A 17,943-nucleotide genomic window follows, 5' to 3' on the forward strand; every position below is an offset into this window, starting at 1 on the left:
TAATGCAACATTACAACAACAAAATGTTCGATAATCCGGAGGAATAATTGAATGAAAAAAAATATAAAAAAAATCATTTTAATAACCCTTGCCGTTATTCCGGGAATTATTCTTAGTTTCTGTCTGGCAGTAATAATACTTCTCTATCTTATGTTAGAGTCTTCCTCACAATATACTATGAATGTATTTGAGATAAATAACGACAAATATACCTTAAAAATAATAGAGGAAAACTATCTAAGAGGAATAGGAGTAGGGTCAGACCTTTTTTCCTATGAAAATGAAGATGTAAAAGAAAAAAAATATATAGGTTGCGGAACACTCATTTTAGTGGGATATGATGATAAAAAAGAATACCTTTACGGAAAAACTGAATTTGATGAAAAAAAACTTATCGGCATATATCGAGATAATGATAAGTTGGTAGAAGGAGATGCTTTGTATGAAAATTATAAAACCAAAGAAGAAAGTGATTACGGCTTTAATCTTCTGAAAAAACAATGTACAGGCTATTTTGTTCTAAATCTGAAAACAGGAGAATATCAAGGTAATTTATATGAAGAGCAGCAAAAGAAAATTCTTTTGGATAAAGAAATTAAAAATCCGATGTTATCACCACAGAAGTTTTTAAAAATAAATGGTAAAGAAATTAAAAATTATGAAATGCATGATACTTGGATGAGAGGAAAACTGTTATAAATTAATATATTTTCTTAATAAATTCGAAATTAAAAATATTTTCCAATTCAAAAATTTAACAAAATGGAAAAATTAGAAGTATTTATAACTGAAAGGATTAATAAAATGAAAAAAAAGCTGGATTTTAAAAAAATTCTCTTAATAATATTTTTTTATATTTTGGGTATCATCTCTTTGACCATATTTTTTATGATAATGATTATATTATATATCCTTGCATATATTTTAATAAAACCAGTAATTTCATAATCTTAGTAATTAACTAAATAAAATCAGATAAAAAATACATTTCAAAATAAAAATTAGACTATTTGAAATTATTATTGTATAATAAATTATGTATGAAATTATACAATAAATAATATAATAATCAAATAGTCTTTTTATATATTATTATTCTTTTATATAATCAAATTAGATAAAAAAGGAGTGTTCATAATTTATGATTAAAGTAGACTGCCTCGGATATAACTGTCCGATTCCCGTGATAATGTTAAAGGAAAAGCATTCATACATTATGGAAGGAAAAAAAATTCTTCTCGTAACTGACCACAGTTTAGCATTACAAAATATCGAATATTACTGTAATATAAATAATTTCAAATATAAAACCGAAGAAGTCCTGAAAGGAATATGGGAAATCTCAATCAGCAAATAATCCAATAAATAAAAGCAATTAATAAATAAATTTTGATATATGTTTTTCTATATATGAAATTATTCTGTTCAATCCGTCAACCTGAGAAGCCCTTTTCACTAGACTAATATTTTGAACAATAGATAGATTATCAATATTTACAATTTTGATTTCCTTATTATAAAGTTCTTTTTTTATTGTACAGTAAGGTAAAAATGCAAGTCCATACCCATTGACTACACATGATTTTATTGCATCAATACTTTCAAGATTATATGTAAATTTATAATTTTCATAACCGCTTATATATTTTGCAACTGTTCTTGTAATTTCATTTTCTGTAGATACATTTATCAAATCATATCTGTTTAAATCTTTCACAGTTATAAAATCAGGATATTTTTTAGCTATATTGGACGCTACCAATAAAATTTCCTCTTTAAATATTTTTTTACTTACAAGCCCGCTATCTTCTTTTACAGCTTCTGAAAGAAATCCTATATCACATCTTTCTTTTCTAAGTTCCTCCTCTATTGTAAAACTGTCGCTTCTGCTATATAATTCAACGGATATATTGGGATAATGCTGTTTTAAATGATGTATCACACAAGGTAGTGAATAATTGCACATAGTTGGTACCGCAGATATTTTAATTTTTTTTACATTATTCTTTTTATCTTCTATTTCTTTTTTCATTTCCTGTAAAAGTTTTTCAGTCATCGAGAAATATTTATAAACTATTTTTCCTTCTTCGGTGAGGTCTATTCCCTTATTACTCCTGATAAACAAATCCACTTCCAACTCTTTTTCCATTTTTTTCAACTGCTGAGATAAAGCAGGCTGGGAAATATAAAGTTTATCAGCTGCTTTTGAGATACTTCCTGTTTCCGACACTGTCAAAAATATTTCGTAAATTTCATTTAACATTTATTTCCTCCCGCTTTATCTTTTTTAGACTTTCTTAATTTTATATTTTTTTATTTTTCTTTTTTTTCAGTTACATCTATTTAGCCTCTCATCTTTCTTATTTTATCTTATTATTAATTCTTATAATAATTCTTCTTTGACTTTATTTACAAGTTCTTTCACATATTTATCCACTATTTCCTGACTTTCAGCCTCTACCATTACTCTTATAAGAGGTTCTGTTCCTGACGCTCTCACAAGTATTCTCCCTTTTCCGTTAATTTCCTGTTCTTTTTCTTTTATAAAATCCGTCAGTGCTTTATTATTTTCCCAACCTGCTTTTTTTTCTTTGGATACTGTTACATTCTGCATATCCTGAGGCCACAGTTTTATATTTTTTGCCAGCTCATTTAAAGTTTTTCCACTTTCAAGCATAGCCGAAACAAGCTGAATCGAAGACAGAACTCCGTCCCCTGTAGTATTATAGTCAAGCATTATAATATGCCCTGACTGCTCTCCTCCTAAATTCAATCCAAATTCCCTCATTTTTTCGAGAACATATCTATCTCCTACATTCGCTCTTATAAGTCCTATTCCTTTTTCTTCGAGATGTTTTTCAAATCCCATATTGCTTAAAACCGTAGTAACTAATTTATTGTCGTTGAGTAATCCCTTATTTTTAAAGTTTCGGGCAATTATTCCTATTATGAGATCTCCGTCTATTATCTGTCCCGTGTGGTCTACAGCTATCAGTCTGTCAGCATCTCCGTCATAAGCCAGTCCCAAATCGGCATTATATACTTTCACAACTTCCTGAAGTAATTCAGGGTGTGTAGAACCGCAGTTCACATTTGTATTCTTACCGTTAGGTATATTATTTATAACTATTATGTCTGCACCCAATCTCTGGAAAATCTTTGACGCAACCCTGTAAGCTGCACCATTCGCAGTATCAATTACTATTTTAGTACCTTTAAAACTTCTTTTAACAGTAGATTCCAGAAAATCAAGATATATCCTCATATCATCTTCGACAAATTTGAATCTTCCTAAATCATCTCCTGAAACCTGATGTTTTAGAAGCTCTTCACGGTTTTCCATTAAGTTTTCCAATTCTTCTTCAATATTATCAGGCAGTTTGTATCCACTCTGACTGAAAATTTTAATTCCGTTATCTTTCACCGGATTATGAGAAGCTGAAATCATTATTCCCGCATCAGCATTGAGTTTTCTTGTCAGATATGATACACCGGGAGTAGGCAGTACTCCTACAAAGTCTATATGCACACCCATTGAAGTCAGTCCTGCAGATAATGCTGACCTTATCATATATCCCGATATTCTCGTATCCGTTCCTAAAATAATTTTAGGCTTGGTTGTTCCTTTTTTATTTTTTTTCAGATAATAACCCAAAGCCAGTCCCAAATCAGTTACAAGGTCAATAGTCAAATCCTTGTTTGCTTCTCCACGCATACCGTCCGTTCCGAAATATTTTCTCGCCATTTTTCCTCCTAATAATTTCTTACTATTTTTTATTATTTCCTCTTTTTAGTATTGACTTACCATTTTTTGATTTTTCCACTATTTTTTCTTCTTCCGCTAATGGCAGGATAATAGTAATTTCAGTTCCTTTTCCTAATTCAGAGTGCACTTCTATTTTACCGTTATGTATTTCCACTATCCTTTTAACGATAGCAAGACCCAGTCCCGTACCTCCTGTAGCCTTAGTTCTTGAAACATCAACTCTATAAAATCTCTCAAATATTCTTTTAGAATCTTCGGGAGTCATTCCTATTCCTTCATCTTTTACAGTTATTCTCCCAAAACCGTCTTTTTTTTCTGAAATTATATATATATCAGTATTCGGTTCCGAATATTTTGTCGCATTTTCTATTAAAGCTCTCACTGCCTGTTGTAATAAAGTAGCGTCAGCCTTAATCTTATAGTCATCGGATTTTTCCAAATTGAATGTATGATCTTTCACTGAAACCACTGTGTCGGAATATATTTGCTGTATCAGCTCATCTGCATCGATTTCCTGAAAATTGGTGTTTATTTTTGTAACTTCCCCTTTAGCAAGGAAAAGTAATTTTTGAACAAGACTTTTCATATTTTCAGCTTCATTTATTATAGAATCTATAGATTCCTCAAAAATAGCTTCATCCGTGAGCTTTCTTTTCTTTATTATTTCCGCATAACCTTTTATTATTGCCAAAGGAGTTCGCAGTTCATGAGATGCGTCGGATACAAATTTCGACTGATTGTCAAAAGAAAATTCAAGTCTGTCCAGCATTTCATTTATAATTAATGTCAAATTCTGAAGCTCATCTTCAGTCTTAGGAACATCTATTCTTTTACTTAAATCATCAGTATTAATAGTTTTAGCTGTTCTTATTATACTGTTTACAGGTCTTAAAATTCTTTTACTCAATAATCTTGAAATAAGCATTGTGATAACAACTCCTATTAATGAAAATAGCACTATAAGCCACTGAAGACGATTATATATTTTTGTTTCCTGAGTTATATTTTTCAGAACATAAATATCTACCGTATAATCCCTTGTTCTTGCTTTTATCTTTCTGCTGACTTTGAATACGTGGTAAATATCGGTGCTTTTCTGATTTTCGGAAGTGTTCCTGTCTTCCAGCTTGATGTCTTTCCCTTTTATGTCATTTTCCTTAATGTTATTTTTTTCAACAATGTCTATAATTTCTTTTCCTTTGGTTATCATATTTTCCCTGTCAATTCCGGTATCAATGATATCCACAGGAGTAATACTGTTTAAAAGTATCTGTTTTGAGCCTTCCGAATTTATCTGCATAAGATACATATATTCATTATCTCCGGGATTAAAAGGCCGTCTTATATACACTATCCTTTCGCCCTGTAACTGACCTGAAGGTGCCTCCCACTGAAACTGTTCGGATCTTGAATAAATAGCCCATTTATCAAGATATTCATTTAATTCTTCCTCTTTTGCAATGGCAGATGTCTCAAGAGACTTGGCATTCTGACTTTTTAAAATATAGATCAGTATAAAATTGGAAAACAGTAACAATGCTAAAAATAGAAGAACGTAACTTATTGATATACGGTCTTCTAATTTTACTCTTTTCATAATTCAGCTCCTTATTTAAAAATAAATCCAATTCCTCTCACTGTCTGAATAAATTTTCTTTCATAAGGTTTATCGACTTTATCCCTTAAATATTTGATATAAAGGTCTAAAATATTGTCATTTCCTATATAATCAAATCCCCAGACTTCTTCCAGTATTTTATCTCTCGATAAAACAATTCCTTTATTCAGCACAAGAAAATCCAATAATTCAAATTCTCTTTTGGAGAGAGATATCAAAGTTTCTCCTCTGAATACTTCATAAGTAGAATAATTGATTTTTAAATCTTCAAATTCAAAAACACCTTTATGGTCTACCGTTTTCTTGGTTCTTCTTAAAAGAGCTTTTATTCTTGCAAGAAGTTCCTCATTTGAAAATGGCTTAGTCATATAATCATCTGCACCGTAGTCAAATCCTACTATTTTATCACTTATCTCATCTTTAGCCGTGAGCATGATAATAGGTACCTGCGAACCTTCTCTTATTCTTTTGCAGACTTCCATTCCACTCATTTTAGGAAGCATAACGTCAAGCAGTATCAAATCATATGAACCGTATTTTGCCATATTAAGACCTTCTTTTCCGTCATATGCAAAAAATACGTCAAATCCTTCAAATTTTAATTCTATTTCCAGTAGTCTGGAAATCTTAGGATCATCTTCAATTACTAATATTTTTTCTCTCATTAATATCACCACTTCATTTTTTTATTTTGTTATATTATACACTAATTTATGAAAAAATAGTAGAGTATAATACTCTACCATTTAAAATCGTGTATTTACCTCTTCAATAAAGAGTATATGTTATCTTGCTTTGATTTATTTTTAGATTAACTTTGAAAAAACTTAAGCGTTTTATTAAAATAAAGTTTAAAGGGTATTTTCCCCTGTCTCCATATCAGTATCAGACTGACCTTCAGGTAATCTCACTCTTATAAGGTCCATTGGTTCCATTTCGACATCAGTTTCGATTATCGCAACCGTATTTGGGTGAGCAACTTCTATGATTTCATTATTTTTAGTATTTAAAAAGTTTTTAATTTTAAATTTCACAGGATCCTGATGAGGTCTCACAAGCTCCAGTTCACTGCTTGCATAAACACGGTTTCTTATTTCCCAGACATATTTATTATTATCAAGTTTTTCTGCTACTTTGGCCACTAATTGATAAGTTTGGCTGTAAGATGACCCTGTGTGATAATTCTGGTCTTCTTCAGTAGTAACTCCGAGATAAAAACCTTTGGAATAAAGTCTATGACTTATTGTCTGCAATTCTTCAAGCCATTTAGGATCATATTTATAGTTTCCCGAATAATAGGAATCCAGAGCCTGTCTATACTGCTTTACTACTGTTGAATTATAATAGATACTTTTCATTCTTCCTTCGATTTTTAAAGAGTCTACTCCTGTTTCAAGAACTTTATCTATAAATTCTATCGTACATAGATCTTTCGCATTAAATATAAAAGTGCTTCCATGTTCTTCTACAATATCATGAGCCCCTTTTTCCTCATGTCCCTCCGCAATCACTTTATAACTCCATCTGCAATCCTGAGCACATATTCCCCTGTTTGCATCACGGGAAGTAAAATAATTACTTAAAAGACATCTCCCCGAAATAGCCATACACATCGCTCCGTGTATAAATACTTCGACTTCCACATCAGGAACTTTTTCCTTGATTGTCCTTATTTCGTTTAAAGACATTTCTCTCGCAAGGATTACTCTTTTTGCTCCCATATCTCTCCATGTCTTTACACTCATCCAGTTCGTATTATTAGCCTGCGTACTTACGTGTATAGGCAAGTTGGGTGCATGCTCCCTTACGAGCTGAAACACTCCCAAATCTGCGACTATAACCGCATCCGCCCCATATTCGTCAAGTAACCTTATAAATCTTGGCATATATTCTATTTCCGAATTATGTGCAAATATATTCAGTGTTACGAATATTCTTTTTCCTAAACTGTGAACATAATCTATCGCTTTCTTTAATTCACTGTTTTTAAAGTTTGAGGACATTCCCCTCAAATTGAAAGCACTGCCTCCTACAAAACAGGCATCTGCTCCGAAATGAAAAGCTGTTTTAAGTTTTTCCATGTTTCCTGCCGGTGCAAGTAACTCAACTTTTCTTTTTTGCTGCATTTTCCCTCCTTGAATTTATATTAATTTAATTATTTATACAATTTTTTGTATACAGATTTAAAATACATTTTTACTCAGGATACAGATTTACCTGAGCATCGCTTATTATATTGACAAATTGCTGATAACTCGGCCTGAAACCTAATTTTATCGTTCCTGTAGGCCCACTTCTATGTTTTCCTATAATTACTTCGACTTCCTCAATTTCAGGCATTGCCGATATAGGATTGGCTGACGGCTGATCAGTATAATTTTGCGGCATATTCGGATCATTAAAATTTGAGCCTCCCTGTGCTATTTTTGAAGCATAGTAGGCTTCCCTGTATAAAAACATTACCATATCGGCATCCTGTTCTATCGCTCCCGACTCTCTCAAATCCGATAATATCGGTCTTTTGTCAGTTCTGGATTCGACACTTCTTGATAACTGGGATAATGTAACAACAGGTATGTTCAGCTCTTTGGCAATTATTTTAAGCGACCTTGAAATTTCCGAAATTTCCTGTTCCCTGCTTTTTTTTGACCCCTCCGAAGGAGTTATGAGCTGGAGATAGTCAATAAGCAGAAAATCAAGTTTTCCTTCCGCTTTCAATCTCCTTGCCACCGCTTTTATTTCCAGTATATTTACACTCGAAGAATCCGAAATATACAGAGGCAACTCCGATAATCTTCCCATACTGTTTCCCAAAAGAGTGTAATCAGCATCTGCAAGAGTCCCGTCTTTTATGGATTTTAACTTTATCTTGGAATCTATGGAAAGAAGTCTTTCAAAAAGCTGCTCATTTCCCATTTCCAAACTGAATATAAGTACGTGTTTTCCTTTTCTCGCCACATTCAATGCAAGATTTAATGCAAATGCCGTTTTTCCCATGGCAGGTCTAGCTGCGAGTATTATCAAATCTGACCCGTGAAATCCACTTGTCAACGTATCATAATCAGTAAAACCTGAACTTAATCCTCTCAGACCGCCTTTATATTTAGACATTTCATCAAGACTTGATATTTTAAGCCCTGCCAGTTCTTTTAACGAAACTACGTCTTTTCTTTGTTTGGATTCGGCTATTTTAAATATCATACTTTCAGCTTTATCAAGCATTTTTTCAACTTCATCATAACCGCGATAAGCCATTCTCGTAATTTTTTCCCCTGTTTCTATAAGCTGTCTCTGAACAGAACGCTCTTTAATAATCTGGGCATAATTGACAGCATTAGCAGCAGTCGGCACAACATCCGTCAAATCGTAAAGTATGTCTTCTCCGCCTATTTCATCAAGTAAATTCTGATATTCAAGAGAATTTTTGATTACAAGTACATCTACAATCTTTCCTGTATTGTAGATATTCAGCATTTCACTAAATATTATTCTGTAATTATTTTTATAAAAATCCGACGGAGTTATTATTTCTACAATATCTCCTATGACATCCGGTTTTATAAAAATTGAACCTAACAAAGCTTCTTCGGCTTCAATACTGTAAGGTATTTTCAAATCATTTTCATTTTTATTTTCATCGAATAATGCCATGATTATTATTCCTGTCCTTCCAATTTCACTTTAATTACGGCTTTCACTTCAGGATGTAATTTTATTTCTATATTGTGTTCTCCCAATTCTTTCATTCTGGCATCTGTGGAAACTTTCTTTTTATCCACTTCAAGGTTTAACTGTTCTTTTATAGCATCGGCTATTTCTTTTCCTCCTACTGAACCGAATACTTTTCCGTTGTTTCCTGCTTTTACTTTTAATACTATTTCTTTTGAAACCAGTAGTTCTTTTAATTCATTTGCTTTTTTGACGTCATTATCGTGGTCTTTTTTTATTTTTTCATTTTTACTTTTCAGTTTATTTATATTTTCAGGAGTTGCAGGTATCCCTTTTTTCTGAGCAAACAAAAAATTATTTGCATATCCGTCCTTTACTTCTACAATCTCGTCTTTTTTCCCCACACCTTTTATATTTTCTGTTAAGATTACTTTTACTTTCATTTTTCCTCCTGTTTTTATTATATTTACTATCTACTATTATTTATATATCATTCTTATTTATAATATCTACATATCTGTAAAATAAATTCCAGTATATATTTCACAGCAAAATTCATTCTTAGTTTATAATATCTACATATCTGTAAAATCTATGTACTTATTAAAATCTATAATCTATATATCTATAAAATTTATTATGAACACACATAATTACTATTTGTTTTTTATTTACCCTTTATTTACTGTCGATTATTGTTCCTTCAAAAAAGTCAATCACCTTATTTACAAACTCATCGTCGGAACCGCTCTTTTCTTCTCCCAGCACAGTGCTGATAGAAACAGCCGAATTACATAACTTATTTATAATTCTCTCTATTTTCAGCTTATTTTCATTTTCCATTATTCTATCACTGTGAAACTTATGCCCTTCGGGAAATCTTATAATTAGAATTCCATTTTCCAATTTTTCAGGATAAGTATCCGCCATTAAAGCTTCTATCATAACACTTTCTTTTTTTATAGCCTTTTTTATTTCATCCCACTTACTTTCAAATAATGGAATATCATAATTTTCCTGACTTTCACTATTTTCACTTGTATTGCTTATATCGTCATTTAAATCTCTGTTATTTTCCATTACTTTTTCGCTTGTATTTTTATTGCTTTCAATGTGCTGCTCTTCAAAAGTCGCTTCTTTTGCAGTTTCCGACTTTCTATCTGTTTCTGATTTATCATTCATCTCTAAAACAATACTATTTTCCGAAACGTTTTTTTCAACGTTTTTTTCTTTTATCTTAGTTGAAATATTTTCTTCTGAAGCAGTTTTCTTTTTTGTCTGACTTGAAACACTTTTTTCTGTATTATTTTTCTCTTTTGTTCGTGGAGCCGTTTCCGTTTTCCATTCAGACACGGTATCCTGTTTTATTTTATCCCTATAAAGCTCATGAACAAGGACATATCCAAGTAGTCTTTTATCCTCTTCATATTTAAACTCATTCAATATAAAGAAAATGGAGCTTATAGTATTAAGGATAAAATTAACGGATATTTCCTTATTTTTTTTAAACTGTTCTTTTAGATAGTAAGCAAAATCCTTTAAAAAAGTTTCAATTACAAGACCTTCTTCCCATATTTTATCTATAAATTCCAGCAACTGCTCTTTATTTCCTCCCAGAATTAATTCAAAAAATTCGTTCAGTACAATATCGGGTACTACTCCCAGTGCTTTCTGGGTTTTGAAAATATCAATGTCTTCTCCGTTGAAATTTGAGATGACTTGTTCAAATATCGAAAAACTGTCCCTTGCACTCCCTTCAGATTTTCTGTATATCAAATTTAGACTTTCCTTATCTATTGTTATATTTTCTTTTTCGGCGACTTCTTTTAAAAGAGTAGTTATATCTTTCGCTTCAATAGGCTGAAAATCATATCTCTGGCAACGGGAAATCACTGTATCGGGTATTTTGTCTATTTCAGTAGTCGCCAGTATAAATATTACATGGGACGGAGGTTCTTCCAGCGTCTTTAACAAAGCATTAAATGCCTCTTTAGTAAGCATATGCACTTCGTCTATTATATATACTTTTTTTCTTCCTTTTACGGGCTGATAATTTATTTTTTCTTTCAGTTCCCTTATTTCATCAATACCCCTGTTTGAAGCGGCATCAATTTCTATCATATCCATTGAAATTCCCTGAGCAATTTCCTTACAATTATCACATATCCCGCAAGGATTATCAGTAATACCGTTATTGAGACAGTTCACCCCTTTGGCAATCAGTCTGGCAATAGTCGTTTTTCCTACTCCTCTTGGTCCTGTAAATAAGTAAGCATGGGAAAGCTTATTTTCCCTCAGAGAATTTTTTATAGCTCTCGTTACAAATTCCTGACCTGCAATTTCATCAAAATTCTGCGGTCTATATTTTCTGTACAGTGTTATATTCAATATTCTCACCCTCTTATAAAACAAAGGAAATTTTCTTCTTCCATAAATTCTATAATAAAATTAGTATAAAAATTATAAATTTTATAATTCTTTTCCATAATTCCTTTAAAATAAATCATTTTAGATAAATTTAAATCCATTGATTATGTATGCATTTTTATTTTTTGAATGTTATTCATAACATTATAACATTTTTTCTAAAAAAATAGAACCGATTAAGGCTCTATTTTTTTGTTGCATATTTAGACTAAACCGGCAGTCGGTCAGGATTTATATACTATAATTTAAATAACTTTTCAAATCCTTTTCTGGAAATCTCAATAAATTTCAGAAGCTCGTCCTGTGTAAATGTGGCTTCTTCACCTGTTCCCTGTAATTCTATGAACTCACCTTTATCATTCATTATTATATTCATATCCACATCCGCACGAAAATCTTCCTCGTATTCCAAATCAAGCAAAATTTCATCTTTTATCTTTCCTACACTTATAGCTGCCACTCTTGAATTAATAGGTATTTCAGTCAGTTTTCCCGCATCTATCAGCTTTTCAATGGCAAGCTCCAAAGCAAGATATCCTCCTGTGATAGAAGCTGTCCTTGTTCCGCCGTCAGCCTGTATTACATCACAGTCTATAATCACGGTTCTTTCACCTAATTTTTCCAGATTTACCGCCGCTCTTAATGCTCTTCCTATTAATCTCTGGATTTCCATTGTCCTGCCTGATAATTTTCCTTTACTCGACTCTCTCTGCACACGATTATTTGTAGCTCTCGGAAGCATGCTATATTCAGCAGTTACCCAGCCCGTGCCTGTTCCCCTCAGAAAAGGGGGAACTTTTTCCTCAACAGTGGCATTGCAAATCACTTTCGTATTTCCAAACTCTATTAAAACCGAGCCTTCAGGATGCATAATATAGTTTTTTGTTACTTTTACTTCCCTCATTTCATCATTTTTTCTATTTTCTCTCACTTACACTACTCTCCTTTTATTTTTTCAGTTTCTTTATATAAAGGAAATTTTTCTGTCAATTTTAAAACCTCATTTTTTACTTCTTTTATTCTTTCGCTGTCATTTATATTTTCAAGAACTTTCAGTATCATTTGACCAATTTTTACAGCTTCTTCTTCTTTCATTCCTCTTGCTGTAATTGCAGGCGTCCCTAATCTTATTCCGCTTGTTATGAACGGTTTTTCAGGGTCATTAGGAATGGCATTTTTATTACAGGTAATACCTGCTTCTTCGAGTTTTTCTTCAGCCAGTTTTCCTGTAACACCTTTCGGCCTCAAATCTACGAGCATTAAATGATTGTCAGTACCTCCGCTGACTATTCTCAATCCCCCTTTTACAAGTTCTTCGGATAATGCCCGGGCATTTTTTGCTACCTGCTTCTGATATATTTTAAATTCAGGACTTAATGCTTCCTTAAATGCTACAGCTTTTGCAGCAATTATATGCATTAAGGGTCCTCCCTGTATTCCAGGAAATACAACCCTATCCACTTTTTGGGCAATTTCTTCATTATTTGTAAGAATTATCCCGCCACGAGGTCCTTTTAATGTCTTATGAGTAGTAGAAGTTACGACATCAGCATATTCCATTGGATTTGGATGCTCCCCTGCCGCTACAAGTCCCGCAATATGAGCCATATCAACCATTAGATAAGCTCCTGACTCATCGGCAATTTCTCTGAATTTTTTAAAGTCGATTATCCTTGAATATGCACTTGCTCCTGCAACTATCATTTTAGGTTTATTTTCCAATGCAAGTTTTCTTATAGCATCATAATCCAGCATTTCAGTTTCAGGATCTAATCCATACTCTATTCCATGATAAATTTTACCTGAAAAATTGATTTTATATCCATGTGTGAGATGTCCTCCTGAGCTTAGTCCCATTCCCAAGATTTTGTCTCCCGGCTCCAGTAAAGCTATATATACTCCCATATTTGCCTGAGAACCTGAATGTGGCTGCACATTAGCATATTTTGCCCCAAATAATTTTTTCAATCTTTCTATTGCTAATTTTTCAACAGTGTCTGCATTTCTACATCCTCCGTAGTATCTTTTTTCAGGATAACCCTCTGCATACTTATTTGTAAAAACTGAACCTGCCGCTTCCATAACAGCTTTTGAAACGAAGTTTTCAGAAGCTATCAGTTCTATTCCTTCTTCCTGTCTTTTTTCTTCCTCGATTATTGCACTGTAAATTTCTTTATCAAATCTTTCTATATAACTCATTTATGACCTCCCATATTTATTATTTATTTTTATTATACTAAAAAATATACTGATAAGTCCAGTCTAAATTATTATTTTTTTATCTTTATAATTAATTACGTGTTAATTTTTTATAAAATATGTTATAATAATGTCAGACTTTTGCTCTTTTGAGTAGAAAGGAGGCTTAAATGCTGCGGTTATATATGACCGAGCTTCTTATAAACATTGCAGCAGATTTGATTGTATATTTTATAATCAAATTCATTGAAAAACATAATAAGAAGTGAAGTATTAGAAAACCCCCTGTACCAGCAGGGGGTTTTGATCTTAAATGTCACGGTTTTTTACAAATTTATTATATCACAGTCAACAAAAAATTTCAATATTTTTTTATCAATCAAGAATAATGGCTTGAGGATAAATTTCCTTTATTTCCCGAGCAATTTTATCTATTTTTTGATTAATCTTTTCTTTTTCATCTCTTGAACCTTTCATCGCAATTCTTACATGAACACACTTTTCCTTAGCATAAGGAGCCACTGTCGGATTTGACATTTCAAAATATTTTTTCAATTTATCATCTATTTTTCCTTCAGGTACACCTTTGATTTCCAATGTTTTCATTAGCAATACGCTGTCCGAATACTTACTTAATAAAGGTAAAACCTGATTATCCGTCATCCATTCCATTTCACTTGGGGGTCCCGGTAAAACTATTATTTTTTTATCATCCTTTTCATAAAAAAATCCCGGTGCCAATCCTACTCCATTTTCCAATAATTCAGAATTTTCAAGTATAGAGGCTTCTTTCAATCCTCCCGAAGAAATTTCATATCCTCTGTTTTTATATCTTTCCATTATTTCATTATAATATTTCTGAACAACTTCCAGTTTTTCATTAAAATATTCGGACACGACCTCTTTAGTAATGTCATCTATTGTAGGTCCCAACCCTCCTGTCGTGATAACAAGGTCTGCTCTTTTAAAAGCAACTTCAAGACATTCCTTGACCCTCTTGAAATTATCACCTACTACAGTCTGATAATACAAATCTACACCTATATCTGTCAGTTTTTTTGATATATATTGAGCATTTGTATTAACAATATCTCCTACAAGAAGTTCCGTACCTATACATAAAATTTCCGCTTTTATTTTAACCGCCTTCTTTCATTTTTTAATTATAATGACTTTATTATACAGGACTTTCTTAAATTCCATATTTCTGAAATTATATAAACATTATCATATATTTTCTTTATTCTTAATAATATTTATTCTGATATTTTCTTAAAAATCACTGCTTCATAAGGTTTCAAAAATATTTTTTCTTCAGATATTTCAGGTCCTGTTTTATAATTTGACAGCAATACCTCCGCATTATTCAAATTAAGTTCTTTTACATCAAATTCTACAGGATTTTCATAAAAATTACTTATTATTACTAATTCTCCATTATCTCCAACTCTTCTATAAGCATACACTTTTTCATTCTCAAGGTCTATATCTTCATATTTTCCTGTTATCATTAATTCTTCATTTTTTCTTAAATTTATCAGTTTCTTATAATGATAAAATATAGAGTTTTCATCATTCAATGCAGCTTCAGCATTAATTTTTCTATAATTATCAGGAATTCCAATCCATGGAGTTCCTGTTGTAAATCCCGCATTTTTACTGTTATCCCATTGCATAGGAGTTCTTGAGTTGTCCCTTGACTTCTGCATTAGTATATCAAGTATTTCTTTATTTGAAAGTCCTTCTTTTTCTTTTATCTTGTATATATTGTGGGATTCCACATCACGATATTTATTAATATCATCAAAATAAGGATTTGTCATTCCAAATTCTTCTCCCTGATAGATATATGGAGTTCCTTGAAGTCCATGTAATACAGTTGCCAGCATTTTTCCCGACTCATTATGATATTTTCCGTCATTTCCAAATCTTGATAATGCTCTCGGCTGATCGTGATTATTCCAGAATGTAGCATTCCAGCCATTTCCGTTATACATACCTTTCTGCCATTCAGAAAAGATTTTTTTAAGCTCTATAAAGTTAAAAGGAGCTTTTACCCACTTTTCTCCGTTAGGATAGTCCACTTTCAAATGATGAAAAGAGAATACCATTGATAGCTCTTTTTCTGACGGATTGGAATATCTGACACAATTATCAAGACTTGTAGACGACATCTCACCCACTGTTATAAGTTCATCACTTCCAAAAGCTTCCCTATTCATTTCTTTTAGATATTCGTGTATTTTCGGACCGTCAGTATAAAATCTTCTTCCGTCAGGAACAAATCTTTTATCACTTCCGTCATCATTTAAAAATCTTTGATCCTTGGAAATAAGATTTATAACGTCCAGCCTAAAACCGTCCACTCCTTTATTAAGCCAAAATCTTATCATCTCGTAGACTTTTTTTCTGACATTTTCATTTTCCCAGTTCAAGTCAGCCTGTGTAACATCAAACAGATGAAGATAATATTGTTTCCTTTTTTCACTATATTTCCACGCATTCCCTCCAAATTTTGACTGCCAATTTGTAGGTTCTTTTCCGTTTACGGCGTCTTTCCATATATAGAAATCCCTATATTCAGGATCCTCCTGTTCAGACTTTTTAAACCATTCATTTTCAGTGGAAGAATGATTTACCACTATATCCATTACTATTTTCAGCCCTCTTTTATGAGCTTCTTCCAGCAGCTTTTCAAAATCTTGCATTGTGCCGTAATTTTCATCTATGTTGTAGTAATCACTTATATCATATCCATTATCAGCCTGAGGAGATTTGTACATCGGAGTCAGCCATAAGACTTCCACTCCCAGTTTTTTTAAATAATCCAGTTTTTCTATAATTCCGTTAATGTCTCCCTGTCCGTTTCCCGTTGTATCGTTAAAACTTTTTGGATAAATTTGATATACTGTTGATTTATGCCACCACTGTTCCTTAAAATTTTTTTTCATACATTTTTCCGCCTTTCGATTTTATATAAAATTATTTAATTGAGTAATCATCATAGTCCTGATATTCATAAGAATTAGTGCAGGTTATAGTCTAAATCTTTTCAATTTTTCTATTTCTCTACCTATTTTTTTCATTATAAATACGCTATTCGTCCTATATTCAGTCTATTATATTTTAAATAACAGCTTTACGACATCGAATGCAAGAATGACTGTCATAGATACAAGTATTACTCCGCCTAATCCCATTTTTTTCAGAGAAAAGTACACAATTACGCCTATTCCTGCGAAAACTTTGATTAAATCAAATATTTCTGTTCCTGTAGATATAAATATGTCGGGAAAAATCAGGAGAACTAAAACAGTATAAGGCAACGCTTCAAAAAATTTATTTATAAAAGGATTATTTTCAGGTAATTTTACGAATAACGGCAATAATTTAAAAGAAAGAGTTATCAACGCCGTTATTAAAAGCAGTCCTATTATCAGTATTTCACTCATTTTCCACTATCTCCTTTTTATATTCTCTATTTCCCGTTTCTCTGCAATGTCTGAAAGCATACAGTGAGCTTGCTGAAATCATAATTATTATCAAGCTCCAGCCTTTACTTATATCTTTCAAAACAGGAGCATATATAAACAGTAATTTTAGTCCTATCGCAGTAACCACTACTTCAGTATACTTAAAATTATTCTTTAAAGAGCTTACCAAAAGACTTAAAAAAGTGGCATAAAGCATAAAATTTAGACTTGCGGTAAAAATTTCAGGTATCAGATTTCCAAAAAGGGAGCCTGCCAACGTTCCCACACCAAAAAGTATATAAGGCATAGTATTTACTCCGATAGCATACCACACATTTGTAGCTTTTCTTATTGTCAGATAAGCGACTGCTTCATCTGTAAGACCTATCCCCATTAATATTTTTTCAAATAAAGTCGTTTTATTTGAAATTTGTCTGAACATTATTATATTTAGCAAAGTATATCTCAAATTTATTACAAAAATCGAAATTATTATTTCCATAGGAGTGGATTTCAGCTCATAGACCATTTTCAGAAAAGCCGTCTGAGCACTTCCCGCATAAAGCCCGAAAGACATTACAAATGCTGTAAACAGTTTCATTCCGAAATTTTTTGAAATCAGTCCTATTGTTATTCCGAAAGGAGTATAGGCAATCCCTATTCCCATTCCGTCTTTTAGTCCCCTTAAGTAATTTTCCAATTTTCCATTATGTGCCATTTTCTATTTTATAACTCCTTATCTTATTTATCTTAATTATATTATTTATAAATACTTATTATTCTTAATTTTT

At 31.9% G+C, this 17,943-nt stretch carries 16 protein-coding genes; 2 read left to right on the forward strand and 14 right to left on the reverse strand.

What is annotated here, in order from left to right; translation table 11 throughout:
• Positions 1 to 51 precede the first annotated feature (51 nt).
• Positions 52 to 699 carry a hypothetical protein gene (locus ACO5J6_RS03465; protein ID WP_485642100.1) on the forward strand — a complete coding sequence of 216 codons (648 nt, stop codon included), beginning with the start codon at positions 52 to 54 and terminating at the stop codon, positions 697 to 699.
• Positions 700 to 1,141: 442 nt separating this feature from the next.
• Entirely contained in the window at positions 1,142 to 1,357 is a 216-nt protein-coding gene (locus ACO5J6_RS03470) for a sulfurtransferase TusA family protein (RefSeq protein ID WP_485642101.1), read from the forward strand.
• An 18-nt stretch (positions 1,358 to 1,375) separates the two neighbouring features.
• Here the strand turns inward: ACO5J6_RS03470 and ACO5J6_RS03475 are convergent, their stop codons facing one another.
• The 14 genes from ACO5J6_RS03475 to ACO5J6_RS03540 all read right to left on the reverse strand — a co-directional run bounded on the left by ACO5J6_RS03475 (position 1,376) and on the right by ACO5J6_RS03540 (position 17,870).
• The gene (locus tag ACO5J6_RS03475) at positions 1,376 to 2,263 is read right to left on the reverse strand and encodes a LysR family transcriptional regulator (protein WP_485642102.1); all 888 of its coding nucleotides are present in this window, start codon (positions 2,261 to 2,263) and stop codon (positions 1,376 to 1,378) included.
• Between the two features lie 120 nt (positions 2,264 to 2,383).
• Entirely contained in the window at positions 2,384 to 3,745 is a 1,362-nt protein-coding gene (glmM, locus tag ACO5J6_RS03480) for a phosphoglucosamine mutase (protein WP_485642103.1), read from the reverse strand.
• A gap of 22 nt (positions 3,746 to 3,767) precedes the next feature.
• The gene (locus ACO5J6_RS03485) at positions 3,768 to 5,363 is read right to left on the reverse strand and encodes a sensor histidine kinase (protein WP_485642104.1); all 1,596 of its coding nucleotides are present in this window, start codon (positions 5,361 to 5,363) and stop codon (positions 3,768 to 3,770) included.
• 11 nt (positions 5,364 to 5,374) lie between these two features.
• Positions 5,375 to 6,049 (reverse strand): response regulator transcription factor, encoded by a 675-nt coding sequence (locus tag ACO5J6_RS03490; protein ID WP_021766961.1) that lies wholly within the window; start codon positions 6,047 to 6,049, stop codon positions 5,375 to 5,377.
• Positions 6,050 to 6,235: 186 nt separating this feature from the next.
• Entirely contained in the window at positions 6,236 to 7,510 is a 1,275-nt protein-coding gene (locus ACO5J6_RS03495; RefSeq protein ID WP_485642105.1) for a peptidase U32 family protein, read from the reverse strand.
• Between the two features lie 70 nt (positions 7,511 to 7,580).
• Complete coding sequence (gene dnaB, locus ACO5J6_RS03500) at positions 7,581 to 9,035, reverse strand: replicative DNA helicase (protein ID WP_485642106.1); 1,455 nt, start codon at positions 9,033 to 9,035, stop codon at positions 7,581 to 7,583.
• A 5-nt stretch (positions 9,036 to 9,040) separates the two neighbouring features.
• Positions 9,041 to 9,496 carry a 50S ribosomal protein L9 gene (rplI, locus tag ACO5J6_RS03505; RefSeq protein ID WP_485642107.1) on the reverse strand — a complete coding sequence of 152 codons (456 nt, stop codon included), beginning with the start codon at positions 9,494 to 9,496 and terminating at the stop codon, positions 9,041 to 9,043.
• A 235-nt stretch (positions 9,497 to 9,731) separates the two neighbouring features.
• Positions 9,732 to 11,444, reverse strand: a complete 1,713-nt coding sequence (gene dnaX / locus ACO5J6_RS03510; RefSeq protein ID WP_485642256.1) for a DNA polymerase III subunit gamma/tau — start codon at positions 11,442 to 11,444, stop codon at positions 9,732 to 9,734.
• A gap of 274 nt (positions 11,445 to 11,718) precedes the next feature.
• The gene (gene rph, locus ACO5J6_RS03515; RefSeq protein ID WP_485642108.1) at positions 11,719 to 12,411 is read right to left on the reverse strand and encodes a ribonuclease PH; all 693 of its coding nucleotides are present in this window, start codon (positions 12,409 to 12,411) and stop codon (positions 11,719 to 11,721) included.
• A gap of 5 nt (positions 12,412 to 12,416) precedes the next feature.
• Positions 12,417 to 13,679 carry a serine hydroxymethyltransferase gene (gene glyA, locus ACO5J6_RS03520; RefSeq protein ID WP_485642109.1) on the reverse strand — a complete coding sequence of 421 codons (1,263 nt, stop codon included), beginning with the start codon at positions 13,677 to 13,679 and terminating at the stop codon, positions 12,417 to 12,419.
• A gap of 375 nt (positions 13,680 to 14,054) precedes the next feature.
• A complete protein-coding gene (locus ACO5J6_RS03525; protein WP_485642257.1) occupies positions 14,055 to 14,816 on the reverse strand; it encodes a molybdopterin-binding protein in 762 nt (253 codons plus the stop codon).
• A 119-nt stretch (positions 14,817 to 14,935) separates the two neighbouring features.
• A complete protein-coding gene (gene treC / locus ACO5J6_RS03530) occupies positions 14,936 to 16,630 on the reverse strand; it encodes an alpha,alpha-phosphotrehalase (RefSeq protein ID WP_485642110.1) in 1,695 nt (564 codons plus the stop codon).
• Between the two features lie 168 nt (positions 16,631 to 16,798).
• Positions 16,799 to 17,131 carry an AzlD domain-containing protein gene (locus ACO5J6_RS03535; protein WP_485642111.1) on the reverse strand — a complete coding sequence of 111 codons (333 nt, stop codon included), beginning with the start codon at positions 17,129 to 17,131 and terminating at the stop codon, positions 16,799 to 16,801.
• Positions 17,124 to 17,870 carry an AzlC family ABC transporter permease gene (locus ACO5J6_RS03540; protein WP_485642112.1) on the reverse strand — a complete coding sequence of 249 codons (747 nt, stop codon included), beginning with the start codon at positions 17,868 to 17,870 and terminating at the stop codon, positions 17,124 to 17,126. The genes ACO5J6_RS03535 and ACO5J6_RS03540 overlap by 8 nt, the downstream gene beginning before the upstream one ends.
• Positions 17,871 to 17,943: the final 73 nt, after the last annotated feature.

The organism is Pseudoleptotrichia sp. (assembly GCF_057270515.1).